This window comes from Actinomycetota bacterium (genome assembly GCA_040905475.1).
In the GTDB taxonomy this organism is placed as follows: Bacteria; Actinomycetota; AC-67; order AC-67; family AC-67; genus DATFGK01.
This window is the reverse complement of the sequence record JBBDRM010000096.1, coordinates 43,565-57,379: the sequence shown is the minus strand read 5'-3', so window position 1 is coordinate 57,379 and position 13,815 is coordinate 43,565. Positions and strand designations below refer to the sequence as shown.

Genomic DNA, 13,815 nt, shown 5'->3' with positions numbered 1-13,815 from the left:
CGCCTCTGCCAGGGCCATCCGGGTCCCGCACCGCGGGGCCAATGACCCCGTGGTGGAGACGGGGTGGCGTCGCGGCGGTCATGTCGCCTCCGCGGCGATCCGTTCTGTCTCGACGGGCGCGGCGGCGATGGGGACGAGCATGATCGGGACGCAGGCGCGCGTCAGGACATCTCGGACCACGGCGGCATGGCCGGGCGAGAGATCCTGCGACCAGCCGAGGGCGATCATGTCCACTCGAGCCGACTCCGCGACCTCGACGACTTGCTCGCCCGCCTCTCCCCTGCGGATCTCGACCCGTGCGCCGGGTTCCGCGCAGTAACGTGCCAGGAACTCCTCCGCCCAGACCTCCAAGTCGTGCTCGGGGCGGTCCATGAACCGCGGCGCGTGCTCCCGATCGAAAACGTGGAGCGCGACGACCTCGACCCCGGAGCCGGCGAACACGTGGACGGACGACCGGACCGCCGTGGCCGCCTCGGGCGTGCCGTCGAGCGGCACGAGCAGCCTTCTCACTTCCTCGGGCGCACGCGACGGAAAGTCAGGCGGCACGACCACGAGCGGCTTCGAAGCGCCCTCGGCGACGGCGAGCGCGACGTGCCCGGCCGGTCTCCACCCCACTGCGTCCCTCCTCGTCCCGAGGACTCCGAGCAGGACCTGGTCCTCTCTCAGGGCGCCGGCGATCATCGAGATGGGATCGCCCAACTCCACGTGAAGCGGCACGTCTACCGCCTGCGCATCCCGCTGCACGGCCATCGTGCCGTTCTCCCGTACGTGGAGCGCCTCCACGTCGGCCTTGAGAACGCGCGCGAGGGCGCGCGCGGTGTCGAGGACCGGCCGCGCGGACGGACTGTCGTCGATGCACGCGAGGATCTTCACGGTCATTCCCCCCTCCATCCTTCCCCCTCGTACGCCAACCGCAGCCCCGGAGGGCGCACGGTCACACGGCGCCCGCCGGGTAGCATGAAGCGGACGCTGCTATCGCATTCGATGTCGATCCGGTCACGCTCGATCCGAAGCCCAACGCGCCGGCCTCGGAAACGCAGCCGAAGGCCGAGCGCGTCCCACGTCTCGGGCAGCCGGGGATCGAGCGTTAGTGCGCGACCGCCCGGGCGCACCCCGGCGAAGCCGCAAGCAAGCGCCTGCCAGACACCACCCATCGCCGCGAGGTGGAGACCGGCGGCGGTCGTCCCGGTAAGGTCGTCGAGGTCGAGCCGGCACGCGATCCGGAACAGTTCCAGTGCTCGCTCCGTCCGGCCGGCTCGGGCGAGCAGCGCCGCATGGATACCAGGCGAGAGCGAACTGCCGTGCGCGGTGCGTGGCTCGTAGAAATCGAGGTTGGGCTCGAACGATCCGCGCGTGACCTCCCCTGGCGCGAGGTGATGGAGCATGAGCACATCCGCCTGCTTGATGACCTGTGCTCGTGCAACTCGTTCTCGCCCGAGCAGCACGTCGGCGGCCACCGGACGGGCGGCGAGCTCCGAGATCACGACGGGCTCCAGACGCCGGAACCCGGCGAACTGCTCGTAGACGCCCGTTGCGGTGTCGTAGCCGTCGGTCAGCGCGGCCGCGATCCGGCGCCACCGCGAAGCCTCGTCCCTCGTGGCGCCGATCCCGTCGCGCTCGACCAGATCGGCGGCGCGGCCGAGATTCCAGCGCACCATGACGTTGGTGTAGGCATTGTCGTCGACGATCTCGTGGTACTCATCGGGGCCGGTCACTCCGTAGAGATGGGCTCGTCCGGCGCGGTCGAAGCGCACCCACGAGGCCCAGTAGCGGGCGGTCTCGGTGAGCAGCATGCGGCCCGGACCGCGGAGGAACGCCTCGTCTCCGGTCCATTGCACGTAGTGCCAGGCTGCCCACGCGATGTCGGCCGTGACATGCTCCACGTGCTCGCCCGTGCGGATGGGCACGATGCGGCCATCCGGAGGGCGCACGAAACGCGGAGCGACCTCGGTGCCATCGTCGGCGGATTCCCACGGGAAGTGCGCGCCTTCGTTCCGCCGCTTCTTCGCCTCGCGGCGTGCAGCGGGGAGCCGGCGGATGCGGTACTCGACCATCGCGCGCGCAGAAGCCGGGTGCGTCGCAGCGAGGAACGCAAGCACGAACACCTCGGCGTCCCAGAAGACGCGGCCGCCGTACGCCGGGCCGCTCAGGCCGCGCGCGCCCACGGCGGCTTCCCCGTCGCCGGCCGACGAGGCCATGAGGTGGAAGAGCGCGAACCGGACCGCGCGCTGCGCGTCGTCGTCGCCTTCGATCGTGACGTCAGCGTCCCGCCAGCGAGCCGCCCACTCGGCTCGATGCCCGGCCAGGAGGCGATCGAACCCGATGGCCTCCAGATCGCGAAGTTTCGCGAGGGCCGTCCGGGCGTCCGGGATGAGGTCGATCTTCCGCCGGTTCAGCCTTTGCGAGACGATCTCCGCCCGCAGCCCCCGCGCACGAAGGCGCTCGACGGTCAGCGCCGCTGCTCGATCGAGCGCGGCATCCTCTTCGGGACTTGCCGTCCGTCGATAGACGAGATGCGGCCCTTCACGATCGACGCGGAAGACCTCCGAGCCGCGGTTCAGGCACAGGTGCAACCGGCCCGGTCCCACGGACCGCGCGCCGAGCTGGCCGTCGATGTTTCCTACGTGCGTGCCGCTGACGACAACGATCTCGGTGCCGGTTGCGCACAGCGCTTCGATGCGCGCGCGCACCTCGCCCGCGTCGGCGTTGCGGTCGGGAACGGCGGTTCCGTCCCACTCGAAGACGACCGCCTCAAAGGTCCGGTCGGGAAGTGAGGCCGTCGGGATCAGGGCGGGAGCCGGCCCGGCAACCTCCGGGGGCGAGGGGGCGCGCGTCGTCGCCTTCATCCGATGCGCTCCTCGGCCTTCCGGGCTTGGTCGACCTCGATCGCGGCGATGGCTATGCCTCCCTCGTGGACCTGCCGGCTCGGCCGGCGCTTCTGCGATCGTTGCCCTCCGCGGACGGGATCGGCAGGGCCCTCCGGCCCGGCTTCGGAGGGGCGGAGGACCGTCGGGCGATTCAGCGGAGGCGTTCGACCCCACAGGATGAGACCGATCGACCCTTCCTCCGCGACTCGGTACCGGTCAGGCTGGGCGGGAACCGGTTGGGACGAGCATGGCGCAACGGATCCGGCAAGGCACGACCCCGGGCAAGGGCCCGGGCGGAGCGGCGCGCGATCTATCCTTCCCGATCGGACGGGTCGCCGGGATCGAGATCCGGGTCCACGTCACGTTCCTGGTTCTCATCGTGCTCTTCGCCGCGGGATCGGCAGGCCCGAACGGACCGGGCGCCCTGAGCGGACTCGCGTGGCTCGTCATCATCTTTTCGTGCGTGCTGGCCCATGAGCTCGCGCACAGCATCGTGGCGCGCCAGAGAGGGGCGCTCGTCCGAGCGATCGTCCTGCTGCCGATCGGAGGCGTCTCGAAGCTCGAGAACCTGCCGGAGGCGCCGCGCGACGAGCTCGCCATCGCGATCGTCGGCCCGTTAACCAGCTACGCGATCGCGGTGATCGCGGCCCTGGGAGCCGCGGCCGCCGGCATCGCGTTCCTCCCCATCGATCTGTACGACGGGCCGTTCGTGCACCGCCTCGTCTGGTTCAACCTGCTCGTCGGGACATTCAACCTCCTCCCCGCCTTCCCGCTCGACGGCGGCCGTGTCCTTCGATCGCTCCTCGAACGTCGTATGGATCTCGAGGCCGCGACGAAGCGCGCCGCGTCGATCGGACGCCTTCTCGCAGGGGTCATGGTCATGGCCGGCCTGTTCGTGAACTTCTGGCTCGTCGTCATCGGCGCGTTCGTGTACTTCGGAGCCTCGACCGAGGAGGTCGCGACCGTCATCCACGCGCGCGCGCGCGGACTGCGTGCCCGCGACGTCATGCTCCATCAGCCGCTCACCGTGGACGCGAGGATGCCGATCGCGAACGTCGTCGATGAGATGCGCTACTCGGCGCAGCGTGACTTCCCCGTGCTCTCCCAAGGGGTGTACTTCGGCATGCTCTACGCCGAAGCCATCGCCGAGAGCTCGGCCGCAAGCCGGACTCTGGAAGCCACGGACCGTTCCGCGCCGACGCTCGGGCCCGCGGATCCGATCGAAGGCGAGGTCATGAGCTCGCTCCTGTCCGGACGGCAGGCGGCCGCCGTCGTCGAGGACGGACGGGTAGTCGGACTGTTGCGTCGCGACGATCTCATGCGTGTTCTCACGGCGCGGCACCCGAGCGCCTGAGCGCGACCGCTCAGGGTGAGCCGGCCCGCAGCCGTCGCGCCATCCATTTCCGCGTCTCCTCGGCGCCCAACAGGATAAGAGGCGCGACCATCAGTGGGACCCACTGTCTCCACGACAGCGCATGGTGTCCGAGCGCGCGCCGCAGTGGCGGCAGGTAGACGAACGTCACGAGGGCGATCGCCTCGGTCGCCACGGCCCCGACGAGCAGCCGGTTGGAGAGCGGCCGGATCGCGAACAGCGACACGGGGGTTGCTCCTGCACTCGAAGGCGTTGGCCATCTGCATGAGCACGATCCCGGAGAACACCATGGTCGAGAGTGTGGCGAGCGCGATGCCCTCCGAAGGAAGCGGTTCACCTGGTCGCCATCCGAAGAACACCGCGGCTCCGAGTGGAAGCGTCGCGATCAGATTCGGCGCTTCGAGGGGTTCCGTGCGGTCGGCAACGGTCTGCGCGTTCCGCGGCACGGGTTCGGACTCGCCGGTGAGCGCGGAGTTGTCCACCTTCAACCCGTCGGAGCGCATCAACCGCGCATCGGCCGAGATCCGGTCACCCTCGCGAACCAGGATGACGTCGCCGGGCACGAGATAGGCGGCGTCCACCGAGGTCTTCCGTCCGTCGCGCAGCACGGTCGCGATGCGGGGCAGGAGCGCGGAGAGCGCGCGGGTGGCCCGCTCGGCTCGGTACTCGTGTGCCAAGCTGAACGCGCCGTTGATGAGAACAACCGCGATGATCGCCCACGCGAGCTGGGGCATCCCCGCTATGAAGGCCAGTCCGGCGGCGACCCAGAGGATGAGCGCGAAGAAATGGGTCAACTGGTCGGCGAATTGACGCGGGAGGCTCGGGCCGTGCGCTTGGGGCAGCCGGTTCTCTCCGAGACGGCCGAGGCGTGCGGCGGCTTCGCCTGCGCTCAGTCCCTGGCGTGTGGTGCCGAGCTCCCGGGTGAGCTCATCCGTGGTCGCCATGGCGGCTCGCACGAGACTGCCGCGGGCGGCCGTCTCCGAAGGGGCGGGATCAGCCTTCAACATGATCTCCTGGGACAACACGGTAGGAGGCAGGGAGCGCGGCGCACCTGGGCCGCGCGGACCGCACCGGCGGGGCCGATCGGCCCTGGGAGCGAGGCGCGGCCTCCCACAAGATCCATGTTGAGGAGTGAGCCGAATGGCACGGTCGACGACCATCGTGCTGCAGCACTCGATCGCGGAGGAGCTGCCCTGGGAGGCGTTCGCGCACCACGTCGACGCTCGGGAGAGAGTGCTGTGGATCGAGGGGCAGGCGCGGGCGGCCCTACTCCATCTACAGCCGGGAGCGTCGATCGAGTCGCACAAGCACCGTCGCGCCGCGCATCACGTGTGGGTGGTGAGCGGGGGTTGCATGTTCGACGGTCATCACCTCCGGGCGGGCAGCTATGCGCACGTCCCGGCCGGTGTCGAGCACGGCGCTCGAGCAGGCATCGAGGGGTGCACGCTCTTCTATCTCATCCTGCCCGATGAAGCCGCCGAAGGAGGCAAGACCGATGGATGTTCGTGAGCTTCAGCACCGACCCGCGACGACGTGCTCGCCGTCCGCCCCGATCGTCGAGGTTGCGCGAACGATGCGGCAAGACAACGTCGGCAGCGTTCTGGTTGTCGACGAGCACGGCGCGCTGAAGGGCGTCGTGACCGACCGCGACATGGTCGTTCGAGGCATCGCCGAAGGGCTTGACGGGAGCGCGCCGGTCGAGGGCGTGATGTCCCGCAACGTCGCGTTCCTCTACGACAACGCCGACGTGTTCGCCGCCGCGAGCGAGATGGCCGAGAAGGGCTTGCGGCGGCTCCCTGTGCTCGACGTGAAGGGGCACCTGACGGGTGTCGTCTCCTTCGACGACCTTGTCGTGACGTTCGCCGAGCAGATCGGCCGGCTGGGACACGCGGTTCGCAAGGAGATCCAGGCCGCGGTCCGTCCATAGCCGGGCGACTCCCAGAGGCGGGTGAGAGGAACCGTCCGATCTCTGGAGGAAGTAGTCCAATCGGGCCGGCGACCACGCCTGTCCCAGGGCCGATCGGCCCTGAGCCGGGAGGACCTCAGGCACTCACCCCAGCAGCGCGCCCGCTCGTACTGTGACCTGCGCCTTCTACCAAGGAGGAACGAGTGAGGGGCCGGCTCGTAGATTGCGATCGTTGCAGGAGCGCGGGGTCGATAGAGCACGGGCTCTGCCAGGTATGCCTAGCCGAGTACCCGAAGGAAGCACGGATCATCCGGCTGCCTCTGGAGCGAAAGCGACCGCTAATCACGCTTCATCCCGTGTTCGGAGCGTCAACCGCCAGGGCCAGAAGCCTCTCGAGAGTGGACTGAGACGCCCGGCCGAGCGGTGCTCGATCCCTACGAGGAGCGCTTCACTTCTGATGGGCTGACGTACCCGGTCGGGATCATCTCGTCGTCGATGCGATAGGAGAGGGCGTTATCGACTCCGACGACGCCGTCGATCCCCCAGGCGAGTCCGACCAGGATCCGGATCGCCCGGCGGCGGTCGACCTTTCCCTCGAACCTCACGATCCCTTGTGTGACGTCGACACGAAGCCCAGCCTCCTCCGGCCCCATCCAGAGCGTCCGGTCCACGACGTCGTGCACGACGTCTCGCAGGATGTCTCGATCAGCGCGTAGGAAGATCTTCAGCAGATCCTTGCGGCTCACGATCCCCACGAGCTTGCCGTCGCCGTCGATCACGGGGAGCCGCTTCACGCCGTGCTCGTGCATCAGGCGGGCGGACTCTGCCAGGGTTGCTTCCGGATCCGTCGTAACCACCGGCGCCGTCATCAGCTCCCCCGCGATCAGGGCGGCAGCCTTGCGACGGTCCCGCGGAAGCAGCGCGGGCTCGTCGCCAACCTGTTTGCTTGCGGAGGAGATCCGCCTCCGAGACGATCCCCACCAGCTCGCCCGTCTCGTTCACAACGGGGAGAGCGCTGACGTCCGCGGACTGCATCAGATGGACGAGCTCCTTGAACGGTGAGGCTTCGTGGGCGAGCACCACCTCGGTCGTCATGACGTCTCGAACGGTTCGTCGCATCACTTCCCTCCCACACGGAGCGATCTCGTGCAGCGTGCGCGCGCGGGCGTCCTTCGCGCTTCCGAGATGTCCGACCCCACGGTCACCGTGACCAACCTCGGGGAGCAGGAGGTGGAAACCGTCTTCGGCGTCATCTACCCACCGCAAGTGTCGCTCGTCGGCTTCGGGAGGATCGCCGACCGGCCGTGGGCCCACGAGGGGTTGCTCGGATCCCGGCCTATCGTCACCGCGACGCTCTCCGCGGATCACCGCGAGCGATGGGCATCGCGGAGGGCTGTTCCTCGCGGCGATCGACCACCTCCTCCAGGAGCCGGAGCACCTATGACCAGAGACGAGATCCGCCAAGCCGTCCTGCGAATCCTCGGGCAGGTCGCACCTGAGGCCGACCTCGAGGGGATCGACCCGGGGCGGTCGATGCAGGAGCAGTTCGACCTCGACTCGATGGACTTCCTCAACTTCGTCTCCGGGATCCAGCAGGAGATCAGCGTGGACGTCCCGGAGCGCGATTACCCGAAGATCGAAACGCTCGACGCCTGCATCGACTACATCTTCGCGGCGCTGGCTACCGCGACCGAGGCGTAACTCCGACCACTACTTACCGGCGGCCCTCGCCGGTGGAGCGGTCACCGGCGGCGGCGACTCGTCGGCGAAGACGGCGGCGACCACACCGGGAACGCACCGCGCGAGCCGTTCGGCGAGCCTCCGATCCCTCTCGTCCGGCGGACCGTCGAGCGTCACGACGCCGCCGGAGACACGGGCACGGAACGCTCCGATCACCCCGGTGGACCCGTCGAGCATCGCCTGCACGTCGGCCTCGATCGCCGTGTCGTCGCGGGCAAGGATCCGCAGGAGATCCCGCCGCGCGATGATCCCGACGACCTTGCCCGAGGAGACGATCGGGACCTGCTTCACGTGCGCGTCGAGCATCGCGCGCGCAACGTCGGCCACGTCCGATTCCTCCGCCATCGTGACGACCTCCCGGGTCATGACCTCGGCGACCGTCGCGGGAACGTGCGGGCGGCTCCGCGGCACGATGACGTGGAGACGCGGATCCGGTTCGGTCTCCAGCGGGAGCAGGTCACGCTCTGAGACGATGCCGACGATGCCGGTCTTCTCGTCGGTGACCGGCATCGCGTTGATGCCGTGCTGCACGAGGAGCGCCGCGGCTTCCTTGACCGGAGTCTCGTGCCGCACCGTGACGACCGGGGCGGTCATGATCTCCCTGGCTCGCATCGGCCCTCCAAACGCTGAAATGGATGTTCCGAGTGGCTTTGGTCCACCTCCATAGGCTTTCCTCTACCTCTCGGAACAGCCTCAATCTAGCCGGGGCCGGCCGTAGCTCTCAGGGGCGACAGGCCCGCCTCCTCCGGGTCGATGGCCCCGTGGCGAGCCGGCCCCGGCGAACTCGCGCGGCAGAGCGCTCGAACGCCCCGCCCAAGCAGGGCCCAAGGACCCTTCCGATCCCGGCAGGCGAGAGGGAGGCTGGAGGAGTCCGGCCGCACCGGAGGTGCGTGATGGCGACCGATCTTCGAGGAAGCCCTTCGCCCACGGGCACCACACATGGAGGTGTGTCATGAGCCAGACCACCGACTTCCCCGCCTACCACGCGCACCTCAACGAGCTGATCGCACAACTGCGCGCAGAACTTCCCGCAGCCATCGGAAGCTTCTTCCGCCTGCACACCGAATCGCTGCGCCCGGGCGCGCTCGACACCAAGACCAAGGAACTCATCTCCATCGGCATATCGATCACCGCCCACTGCGACGGCTGCGTGGCCTACCACGTGCATGACGCGCTCGAGGCCGGCGCCAGCCGCGACGAAGTGCTCGAGACGATCGGCGTAGCAGTCATGATGGGCGGCGGCCCCGCCCTCGTCTACGGCGCCCAAGCGCTCGAGGCGCTCGACCAGTTCGAAGACAAGCATCTCAAAACCGCAGGAGTCGCATCATGACACCCACCCAGACTCCGCACCGTTACGACGTCGATGCTGAATCCACGCGCGGCGGAGCCGCACAGGCCACCACGAACGGAAGGACGATCCGGTTCGACGCCTCCGCGACCCAAGCCCAGGATCTCCCCGGACCAGCCGACCTGATGACGGCAGCCTTCGCCGCATGCATCCTGAAGAACGTCGAACGTTTCTCCGAGATCTTGCCGTTCCGATACGAGCACGCCCGCATCCACGTCACCAGCGAACGCCAAGACGCACCACCGCGCATGACGAGAATCCGCTACGTGTTGACGATCGTTACCGATGAGGATGCGCAACGGGTCGACTTGCTCCACCGAAACATCAAGGGGCACGGAACGATCTACAACACCCTCGCCGCAGTCTGCGACGTCGATGGGGCGATCCACGTCTTAGCAACGGCGCAGGCAAGCGCATGGCACGAACACCCCACCCGGGCGAGGTGACTGGGATGCGTTCACCGGCGGAGGTCCTCCGGGAGCGCGACGCTCTGATCAAGGCTCGGTCGGATGGCGCCCGGCGCGGTGGGTTCCCGGCCTGCAAGCTAGAGCGCAAGGAGCTGTGGGATCCCACGAGCGTTTGGGCGACCCGCCTCCTCGACGATCCGACTTGCGACGAGGAGACCTGCCTCTTCCACGATCCTGACGTCAGAGGCTGCGGCCTGATCGCCTACGGCGTCGCCTTGCAGACCGACCGCCGCGCGCTCGCGTGGCTCCTCGCGCGGAGGGAAGCGAGGCGGGACCCGTGAGCCCCGGCTCTCCGGCGGCCTCGCGCCCCGATGCCCCGGCGCCACACGCGAAGCCCGGCACCCTGGAACTCATCGAGGAGACGCCGTTCCGCTGGCGCATCCAGCGTCGGACCCGCCGGGGAAGAAGACGAACGCGGACGCGTAGCGCACGAACATGAGCTTGCGGGCGAAGAAATAGCGGAAGCTCAGGACCAGGTCCACGTACGGGTTGATTCGCTGGGGGTCCGGGAGCTCGATGTTGAGGCCGACAGAGAGCGCCCCGGCGTCGCGCGCGCCGCGGTTCGCCGCTTCCATGATGCCGGGTCCCGCTCCCGTGATGATCGCGAACCCTGCTCCGCTGATCTCGGCCGGCCCCTGGCGGGCGAACGCGTAGTCGGGGTGACGGACCGGGGTCCGCGTCGATCCGAACATGAACACCGCCGGGCCGATCTGCGCCAGGATACGGAACCCCCGCGAGATCTCGGCCGAGATCCGTGCGACCCGTTCCGGTTCATCCGCGGCGGCCTCGGGGAGCGGCCAGGAAAGCAGCTCCTCGTCGAGGGTCTTCGGATGGACCGCAGGAGGCGCCACGGTCACGCGGGGTTGCTTCACCTCAGCGGGCAACCGCCGCAGGGTGCTTCTCGAAGTGCTCGACGTCCGCGTCCGAACCTGGGAAGACGAGCCCGACATGGCCATCCTCCCACCGGACGAGATACGGCGGTCCCCCGTCGGGTCCCCGAACCTCCAAGATCTCGCCGTCGCGCACGGGCTCCCCGATGTGGTGTCCCTTGATGACCAACCGGTCTCCTACCTTCGCCTTCATCGCTTCCTCCTCTCGGTCAGAGCTTGTAGCCGATCGCGCGCAGCAGCTCCTTGCGCTCGCGCTCGTCCTCCGCCGTCTCGACGCCGAGCGGCGCCGCTCCGTCGATCACGCCCAGGATCCCGCGCCGGCTCTCCGTCTCGGCGACCACGACCTCGACCGGGTTGGCGGTGGCGCAGAAGATGCGGCAAACCTCGGGCACGAGCTTCACCTGGTTGAGCACGTTCACCGGATATCCCTCGCGGACGAAGACGACGAAGCTGTGTCCCGCACCGATCGCGAGCGCGTTGCGTACCGCTAGGTCCACGAGTTCCGCGTCATTGCCCGCGCGCCGTACCAGCCGCGGACCCGACGACTCGCAGAAGGCGAGGCCGAACTTGAGGTGCGGCGAACTCCCCGCGAGCGCCTCGTAGAGATCCTCGACCGTCTTGATGAAATGCGCCTGGCCGAGGATGACGTTGAGGTCATCCGGCTTGTCGACCGCGACCGTGAACGTCTCCACCATTTCCTCCCTGCTTGACGGCTTCGGGAAGGACGGCCGGCCCGAAGGCGAACGCGAGCGGGTTCGATCCGACCGCCACGGCGTCGCCCATCCGCTGGATCGCTTCACGGCCCGCGTGGCGGAACTCGGGCGCGAGCAACTCCCTCCTGCGCACGTCACCCGGATCCATGAGGCCGAGACTCACGACGAACCCCGATAAGGCGCCGCTCTCGCGGAACCGCAAGAAGGCATGATTCAGCGCATCCGCTGGATACTCGTGCGTGTGCGGCAGAACCACGATCGCCGTGTCGCCGCTCTGCACGACGTCCCCCGCCACCTCGACGCGCAAGCCCGCCGCATCGAGGATCGCGCGCACGATGTCGATCGGATCATCCCGGTCCCGGATCCGGCTTTGCACCGGTTCGGGCAGGTCGAAGGAATCCGCGAGGGGGCGCTTCGGCGCCGGCCGCTCACGAGGCTCGAACCGCGGGATCACCGTGGGGTGCAGCTCGTCCTCCAGTCCACCTGGCGGCTCCGGCGTTCGATGGCGCGCGCGCGGTTCGAGCAGGGATATCGACGGGAAGCTCACCAGGTGTTGCTCCGGAGGGGCGGAGGAGACGCGTTCGAGCAGCTTCCCGGTCCGGCCGAGGACCTCGATCTCGGTGATCTCCGGACGGCCGGCGCGCGCACGCGAGGCCGCCTCGTGGACCAGCCTGCGCACGCTCTCGCTTCCCGGCTCGGCGTCCCCCACGTCGAGCACGACCGTCACGCGCGCCGCAGGCCTCGCCTCCAGCCCGGGCGCCGCAGTTCGGCGGCCGTGCCGGCACGCGCGCCAGTACAGAAGGATCAGGACCAGGGCGGCCAGGGCGGTCGGCAGCGCGAATTCCATGCGTCCATCGTTCCCGCGCCCAGCGTTCCCACCTAGGGTCGAAGGGCCCGGAGCCGGGGGGCGCCGTGACCCGTCGGGGCGGCTCGAGCTACCCGGGCAAGTCCGCACTCTCGGCGGCTCGCTGCTTCAGGACCGCGGTCAGATCGAGCAGCGCCTCGGAGAACCGGGCCCTCGGTGGGTCCGGATCCCGGAGGCGCCGAGCGTCCGGGGGCAGCGTCGCCAGATCCGCCTCGAATCGCTCCCGTGCCGCCGTGATCGTCCCAGGCGGCCCGAGGCGCCGGCCGCGCCGCATCACCGGCTCGAGGAGCGCACGCGCGCCGGGGGGCGCAGGCTCCGAGCGCAACGCGACGACGTCGCGCATGCCCTCGGCGCGGAAGACCTGCTTGGGGCCGGGGGCGGTCGCCTTGCCGGAGGAGAGCTTCAGCACCGGCCGGTCGCCGTACTGCACGAGCTTGTAGGCCGAGTCGAGCGACGCCGCGTCGGCGGAGGTTCCCAACTTGGTGCCGACGCCGAAGGCATCGATCGGCGCGCCGCCGGCCAGCATCTCGTCGATGTCGTACTCGTCGAGCCCCCCGCTGGCGAGGATGCGACACGAGGGCAGGCCGGCCTCGTCGAGGATGCGCCGGGCCTCTCGCGCGAGAGCGGCAAGGTCGCCACTGTCGAGCCGCACGGCGAGCCGTTCGGTCAGTCCGAGCTCCACGATCACACGAGCGGCCGCGCGCACGCCCGCCGGCGTGTCGTAGGTATCGACCAGGAACGTCGTCCGGTCGGGGAAGTCCTCCGCGAAGGCGCGGAACGCCTCGATCTCGAGCGGGAAGGCTTCCACGTAGGAGTGGGCCATCGTTCCCGCCGCGCGAAGCCCGTAGCGCCGTGCGGCTTCGACGTTGCTCGTCGCGACGAAGCCGACCATCGCGGAGGCGCGCGCGACGGCCATCCCCGCCTCGATTCCGTGCGTGCGGCGGAAGGAGAAGTCGACCAGATCCCTGCCGCGCGCGGCCAGCACGCAGCGCGCGGCCTTCGTCGCCACCGTCGTCTGGAACGTGATGTGGTTCAGCAGGACCGTTTCGACGAGCTGGGCTTCGGCGATCGGACCGGTCACCTCGACCAGCGGCTCGTCGGCGAAGACGACGCGGCCCTCGGGCACGGCCCACACGTCGCCGGTGAACCGCATCTCCCGGAACGCACGCAGCGTCGCCTCGTCGAATCCCTGAGACCGCCGCAAGTATTCGATGTCGGCGTCCTCGAACGAGAAGGACTCGAGGAACGTCAGGCAATCTTCGAGGCCGGTGGCGACGAGGAAGCCACGGTTCGCGGGGAGGCGGCGCGCGAACAGGCTGAACATGGCCGGCCCCTCCATCCCGCGGCGGAGGTAGCTCGCCGCCATCGTCAGCTCGTAGAGATCGGTGAGAAGCGCTCCCGGCATCGGCGAGCTCCGGTCTCCGGGTCGGCTACGTAGCCTTCGCCTTCGTCTTGTGTCCGTTCGTCGAGAGCTTTTTCTTGCTCTCGTGGGCGAACTTCGTGATCCGCCTGCCGGCTGTCTCGAGCGCGCCGAACGCGGCGGTCAGGACCTTCTTGCCGACTTCGGCTCCGGCCGGCTTCTTCGCCGTCCGCTTCGTCTTGGTGGCGGTTGCCATGACGTCCTCCTCTCCTCCCCCGCTCTCGCGG

The 13,815-nt window shown here is 69.1% G+C and carries 18 protein-coding genes and 1 pseudogene; 8 read left to right on the top strand and 11 right to left on the bottom strand.

Going from position 1 to position 13,815, the window contains the following annotated elements:
- Positions 1-78 precede the first annotated feature (78 nt).
- Positions 79-879, bottom strand: coding sequence for a universal stress protein (locus WEB06_10940; GenBank protein ID MEX2556137.1), 801 nt, complete (start codon positions 877-879; stop codon positions 79-81).
- Positions 876-2,846, bottom strand: a complete 1,971-nt coding sequence (locus tag WEB06_10935; protein ID MEX2556136.1) for a glycosyl hydrolase family 65 protein — start codon at positions 2,844-2,846, stop codon at positions 876-878. Before WEB06_10935 ends, WEB06_10940 begins: the two co-directional genes overlap by 4 nt.
- 268 nt (positions 2,847-3,114) lie before the next feature.
- Between WEB06_10935 and WEB06_10930 the strand changes: the two genes are divergently transcribed.
- A complete protein-coding gene (locus WEB06_10930) occupies positions 3,115-4,221 on the top strand; it encodes a site-2 protease family protein (protein MEX2556135.1) in 1,107 nt (368 codons plus the stop codon).
- Between the two features lie 10 nt (positions 4,222-4,231).
- Here WEB06_10930 and WEB06_10925 read toward each other — a convergent pair whose 3' ends face one another.
- Positions 4,232-4,465, bottom strand: a complete 234-nt coding sequence (locus tag WEB06_10925; GenBank protein ID MEX2556134.1) for a cation transporting ATPase C-terminal domain-containing protein — start codon at positions 4,463-4,465, stop codon at positions 4,232-4,234.
- 914 nt (positions 4,466-5,379) lie between these two features.
- Between WEB06_10925 and WEB06_10920 the strand changes: the two genes are divergently transcribed.
- Positions 5,380-5,748: a cupin domain-containing protein gene (locus tag WEB06_10920; protein MEX2556133.1), complete on the top strand. Its 369-nt coding sequence runs from the start codon at positions 5,380-5,382 to the stop codon at positions 5,746-5,748.
- Positions 5,735-6,166, top strand: coding sequence for a CBS domain-containing protein (locus WEB06_10915; protein ID MEX2556132.1), 432 nt, complete (start codon positions 5,735-5,737; stop codon positions 6,164-6,166). The genes WEB06_10920 and WEB06_10915 overlap by 14 nt, the downstream gene beginning before the upstream one ends.
- 413 nt (positions 6,167-6,579) lie before the next feature.
- On the opposite strand, the gene WEB06_10910 is transcribed toward WEB06_10915, so the two are convergent.
- Positions 6,580-7,014, bottom strand: coding sequence for a CBS domain-containing protein (locus WEB06_10910; GenBank protein ID MEX2556131.1), 435 nt, complete (start codon positions 7,012-7,014; stop codon positions 6,580-6,582).
- 268 nt (positions 7,015-7,282) lie between these two features.
- On the opposite strand from WEB06_10910, the pseudogene WEB06_10905 reads away from it, so the two are divergent.
- Positions 7,283-7,589: pseudogene (locus WEB06_10905) on the top strand (2-oxo acid dehydrogenase subunit E2).
- Positions 7,586-7,846 (top strand): phosphopantetheine-binding protein, encoded by a 261-nt coding sequence (locus tag WEB06_10900; GenBank protein ID MEX2556130.1) that lies wholly within the window; start codon positions 7,586-7,588, stop codon positions 7,844-7,846. The pseudogene WEB06_10905 and the gene WEB06_10900 overlap by 4 nt, the downstream one beginning before the upstream one ends.
- Before the next feature lie 9 nt (positions 7,847-7,855).
- Here WEB06_10900 and WEB06_10895 read toward each other — a convergent pair whose 3' ends face one another.
- Positions 7,856-8,497, bottom strand: a complete 642-nt coding sequence (locus WEB06_10895; GenBank protein ID MEX2556129.1) for a CBS domain-containing protein — start codon at positions 8,495-8,497, stop codon at positions 7,856-7,858.
- Between the two features lie 340 nt (positions 8,498-8,837).
- On the opposite strand from WEB06_10895, the gene WEB06_10890 reads away from it, so the two are divergent.
- From WEB06_10890 to WEB06_10880, 3 genes are read left to right on the top strand one after another with little or no spacing between them, the layout of a single operon-like run.
- On the top strand, positions 8,838-9,215 hold the full coding sequence (locus WEB06_10890; GenBank protein MEX2556128.1) for a carboxymuconolactone decarboxylase family protein: 378 nt from the start codon (positions 8,838-8,840) through the stop codon (positions 9,213-9,215).
- Positions 9,212-9,679, top strand: a complete 468-nt coding sequence (locus WEB06_10885) for an OsmC family protein (GenBank protein ID MEX2556127.1) — start codon at positions 9,212-9,214, stop codon at positions 9,677-9,679. Before WEB06_10890 ends, WEB06_10885 begins: the two co-directional genes overlap by 4 nt.
- A gap of 5 nt (positions 9,680-9,684) precedes the next feature.
- On the top strand, positions 9,685-9,981 hold the full coding sequence (locus WEB06_10880) for a hypothetical protein (GenBank protein MEX2556126.1): 297 nt from the start codon (positions 9,685-9,687) through the stop codon (positions 9,979-9,981).
- A 69-nt stretch (positions 9,982-10,050) separates the two neighbouring features.
- Here WEB06_10880 and WEB06_10875 read toward each other — a convergent pair whose 3' ends face one another.
- From WEB06_10875 to WEB06_10850, 6 genes are all read right to left on the bottom strand, one after another.
- Positions 10,051-10,572: an LOG family protein gene (locus WEB06_10875; protein ID MEX2556125.1), complete on the bottom strand. Its 522-nt coding sequence runs from the start codon at positions 10,570-10,572 to the stop codon at positions 10,051-10,053.
- A gap of 1 nt (position 10,573) precedes the next feature.
- Positions 10,574-10,783 (bottom strand): DUF1918 domain-containing protein, encoded by a 210-nt coding sequence (locus WEB06_10870; protein MEX2556124.1) that lies wholly within the window; start codon positions 10,781-10,783, stop codon positions 10,574-10,576.
- 16 nt (positions 10,784-10,799) lie between these two features.
- Positions 10,800-11,285 (bottom strand): adenosine-specific kinase, encoded by a 486-nt coding sequence (locus WEB06_10865; GenBank protein ID MEX2556123.1) that lies wholly within the window; start codon positions 11,283-11,285, stop codon positions 10,800-10,802.
- Positions 11,245-12,150, bottom strand: coding sequence for a hypothetical protein (locus tag WEB06_10860; protein ID MEX2556122.1), 906 nt, complete (start codon positions 12,148-12,150; stop codon positions 11,245-11,247). The genes WEB06_10865 and WEB06_10860 overlap by 41 nt, the downstream gene beginning before the upstream one ends.
- An 88-nt stretch (positions 12,151-12,238) precedes the next feature.
- The gene (locus WEB06_10855; GenBank protein ID MEX2556121.1) at positions 12,239-13,573 is read right to left on the bottom strand and encodes a nicotinate phosphoribosyltransferase; all 1,335 of its coding nucleotides are present in this window, start codon (positions 13,571-13,573) and stop codon (positions 12,239-12,241) included.
- A gap of 25 nt (positions 13,574-13,598) precedes the next feature.
- The gene (locus WEB06_10850; GenBank protein ID MEX2556120.1) at positions 13,599-13,784 is read right to left on the bottom strand and encodes a hypothetical protein; all 186 of its coding nucleotides are present in this window, start codon (positions 13,782-13,784) and stop codon (positions 13,599-13,601) included.
- Between the last annotated feature and the right edge of the window lie 31 nt (positions 13,785-13,815).

Coding starts and splice junctions, on each gene's coding strand:
- WEB06_10930 (MEX2556135.1), top strand. CDS start 3,115: ATGGCGCAACGGATCCGGCAAGGCACGACCCCGGGCAAGGGCCCGGGC.
- WEB06_10920 (MEX2556133.1), top strand. CDS start 5,380: ATGGCACGGTCGACGACCATCGTGCTGCAGCACTCGATCGCGGAGGAG.
- WEB06_10885 (MEX2556127.1), top strand. CDS start 9,212: ATGACACCCACCCAGACTCCGCACCGTTACGACGTCGATGCTGAATCC.
- WEB06_10870 (MEX2556124.1), bottom strand. CDS start 10,783: ATGAAGGCGAAGGTAGGAGACCGGTTGGTCATCAAGGGACACCACATC.
- WEB06_10860 (MEX2556122.1), bottom strand. CDS start 12,150: ATGGAATTCGCGCTGCCGACCGCCCTGGCCGCCCTGGTCCTGATCCTT.
- WEB06_10940 (MEX2556137.1), bottom strand. CDS start 879: ATGACCGTGAAGATCCTCGCGTGCATCGACGACAGTCCGTCCGCGCGG.
- WEB06_10855 (MEX2556121.1), bottom strand. CDS start 13,573: ATGCCGGGAGCGCTTCTCACCGATCTCTACGAGCTGACGATGGCGGCG.
- WEB06_10850 (MEX2556120.1), bottom strand. CDS start 13,784: ATGGCAACCGCCACCAAGACGAAGCGGACGGCGAAGAAGCCGGCCGGA.
- WEB06_10895 (MEX2556129.1), bottom strand. CDS start 8,497: ATGCGAGCCAGGGAGATCATGACCGCCCCGGTCGTCACGGTGCGGCAC.
- WEB06_10900 (MEX2556130.1), top strand. CDS start 7,586: ATGACCAGAGACGAGATCCGCCAAGCCGTCCTGCGAATCCTCGGGCAG.
- WEB06_10910 (MEX2556131.1), bottom strand. CDS start 7,014: ATGACGGCGCCGGTGGTTACGACGGATCCGGAAGCAACCCTGGCAGAG.
- WEB06_10880 (MEX2556126.1), top strand. CDS start 9,685: ATGCGTTCACCGGCGGAGGTCCTCCGGGAGCGCGACGCTCTGATCAAG.
- WEB06_10890 (MEX2556128.1), top strand. CDS start 8,838: ATGAGCCAGACCACCGACTTCCCCGCCTACCACGCGCACCTCAACGAG.
- WEB06_10915 (MEX2556132.1), top strand. CDS start 5,735: ATGGATGTTCGTGAGCTTCAGCACCGACCCGCGACGACGTGCTCGCCG.
- WEB06_10935 (MEX2556136.1), bottom strand. CDS start 2,846: ATGAAGGCGACGACGCGCGCCCCCTCGCCCCCGGAGGTTGCCGGGCCG.
- WEB06_10865 (MEX2556123.1), bottom strand. CDS start 11,285: ATGGTGGAGACGTTCACGGTCGCGGTCGACAAGCCGGATGACCTCAAC.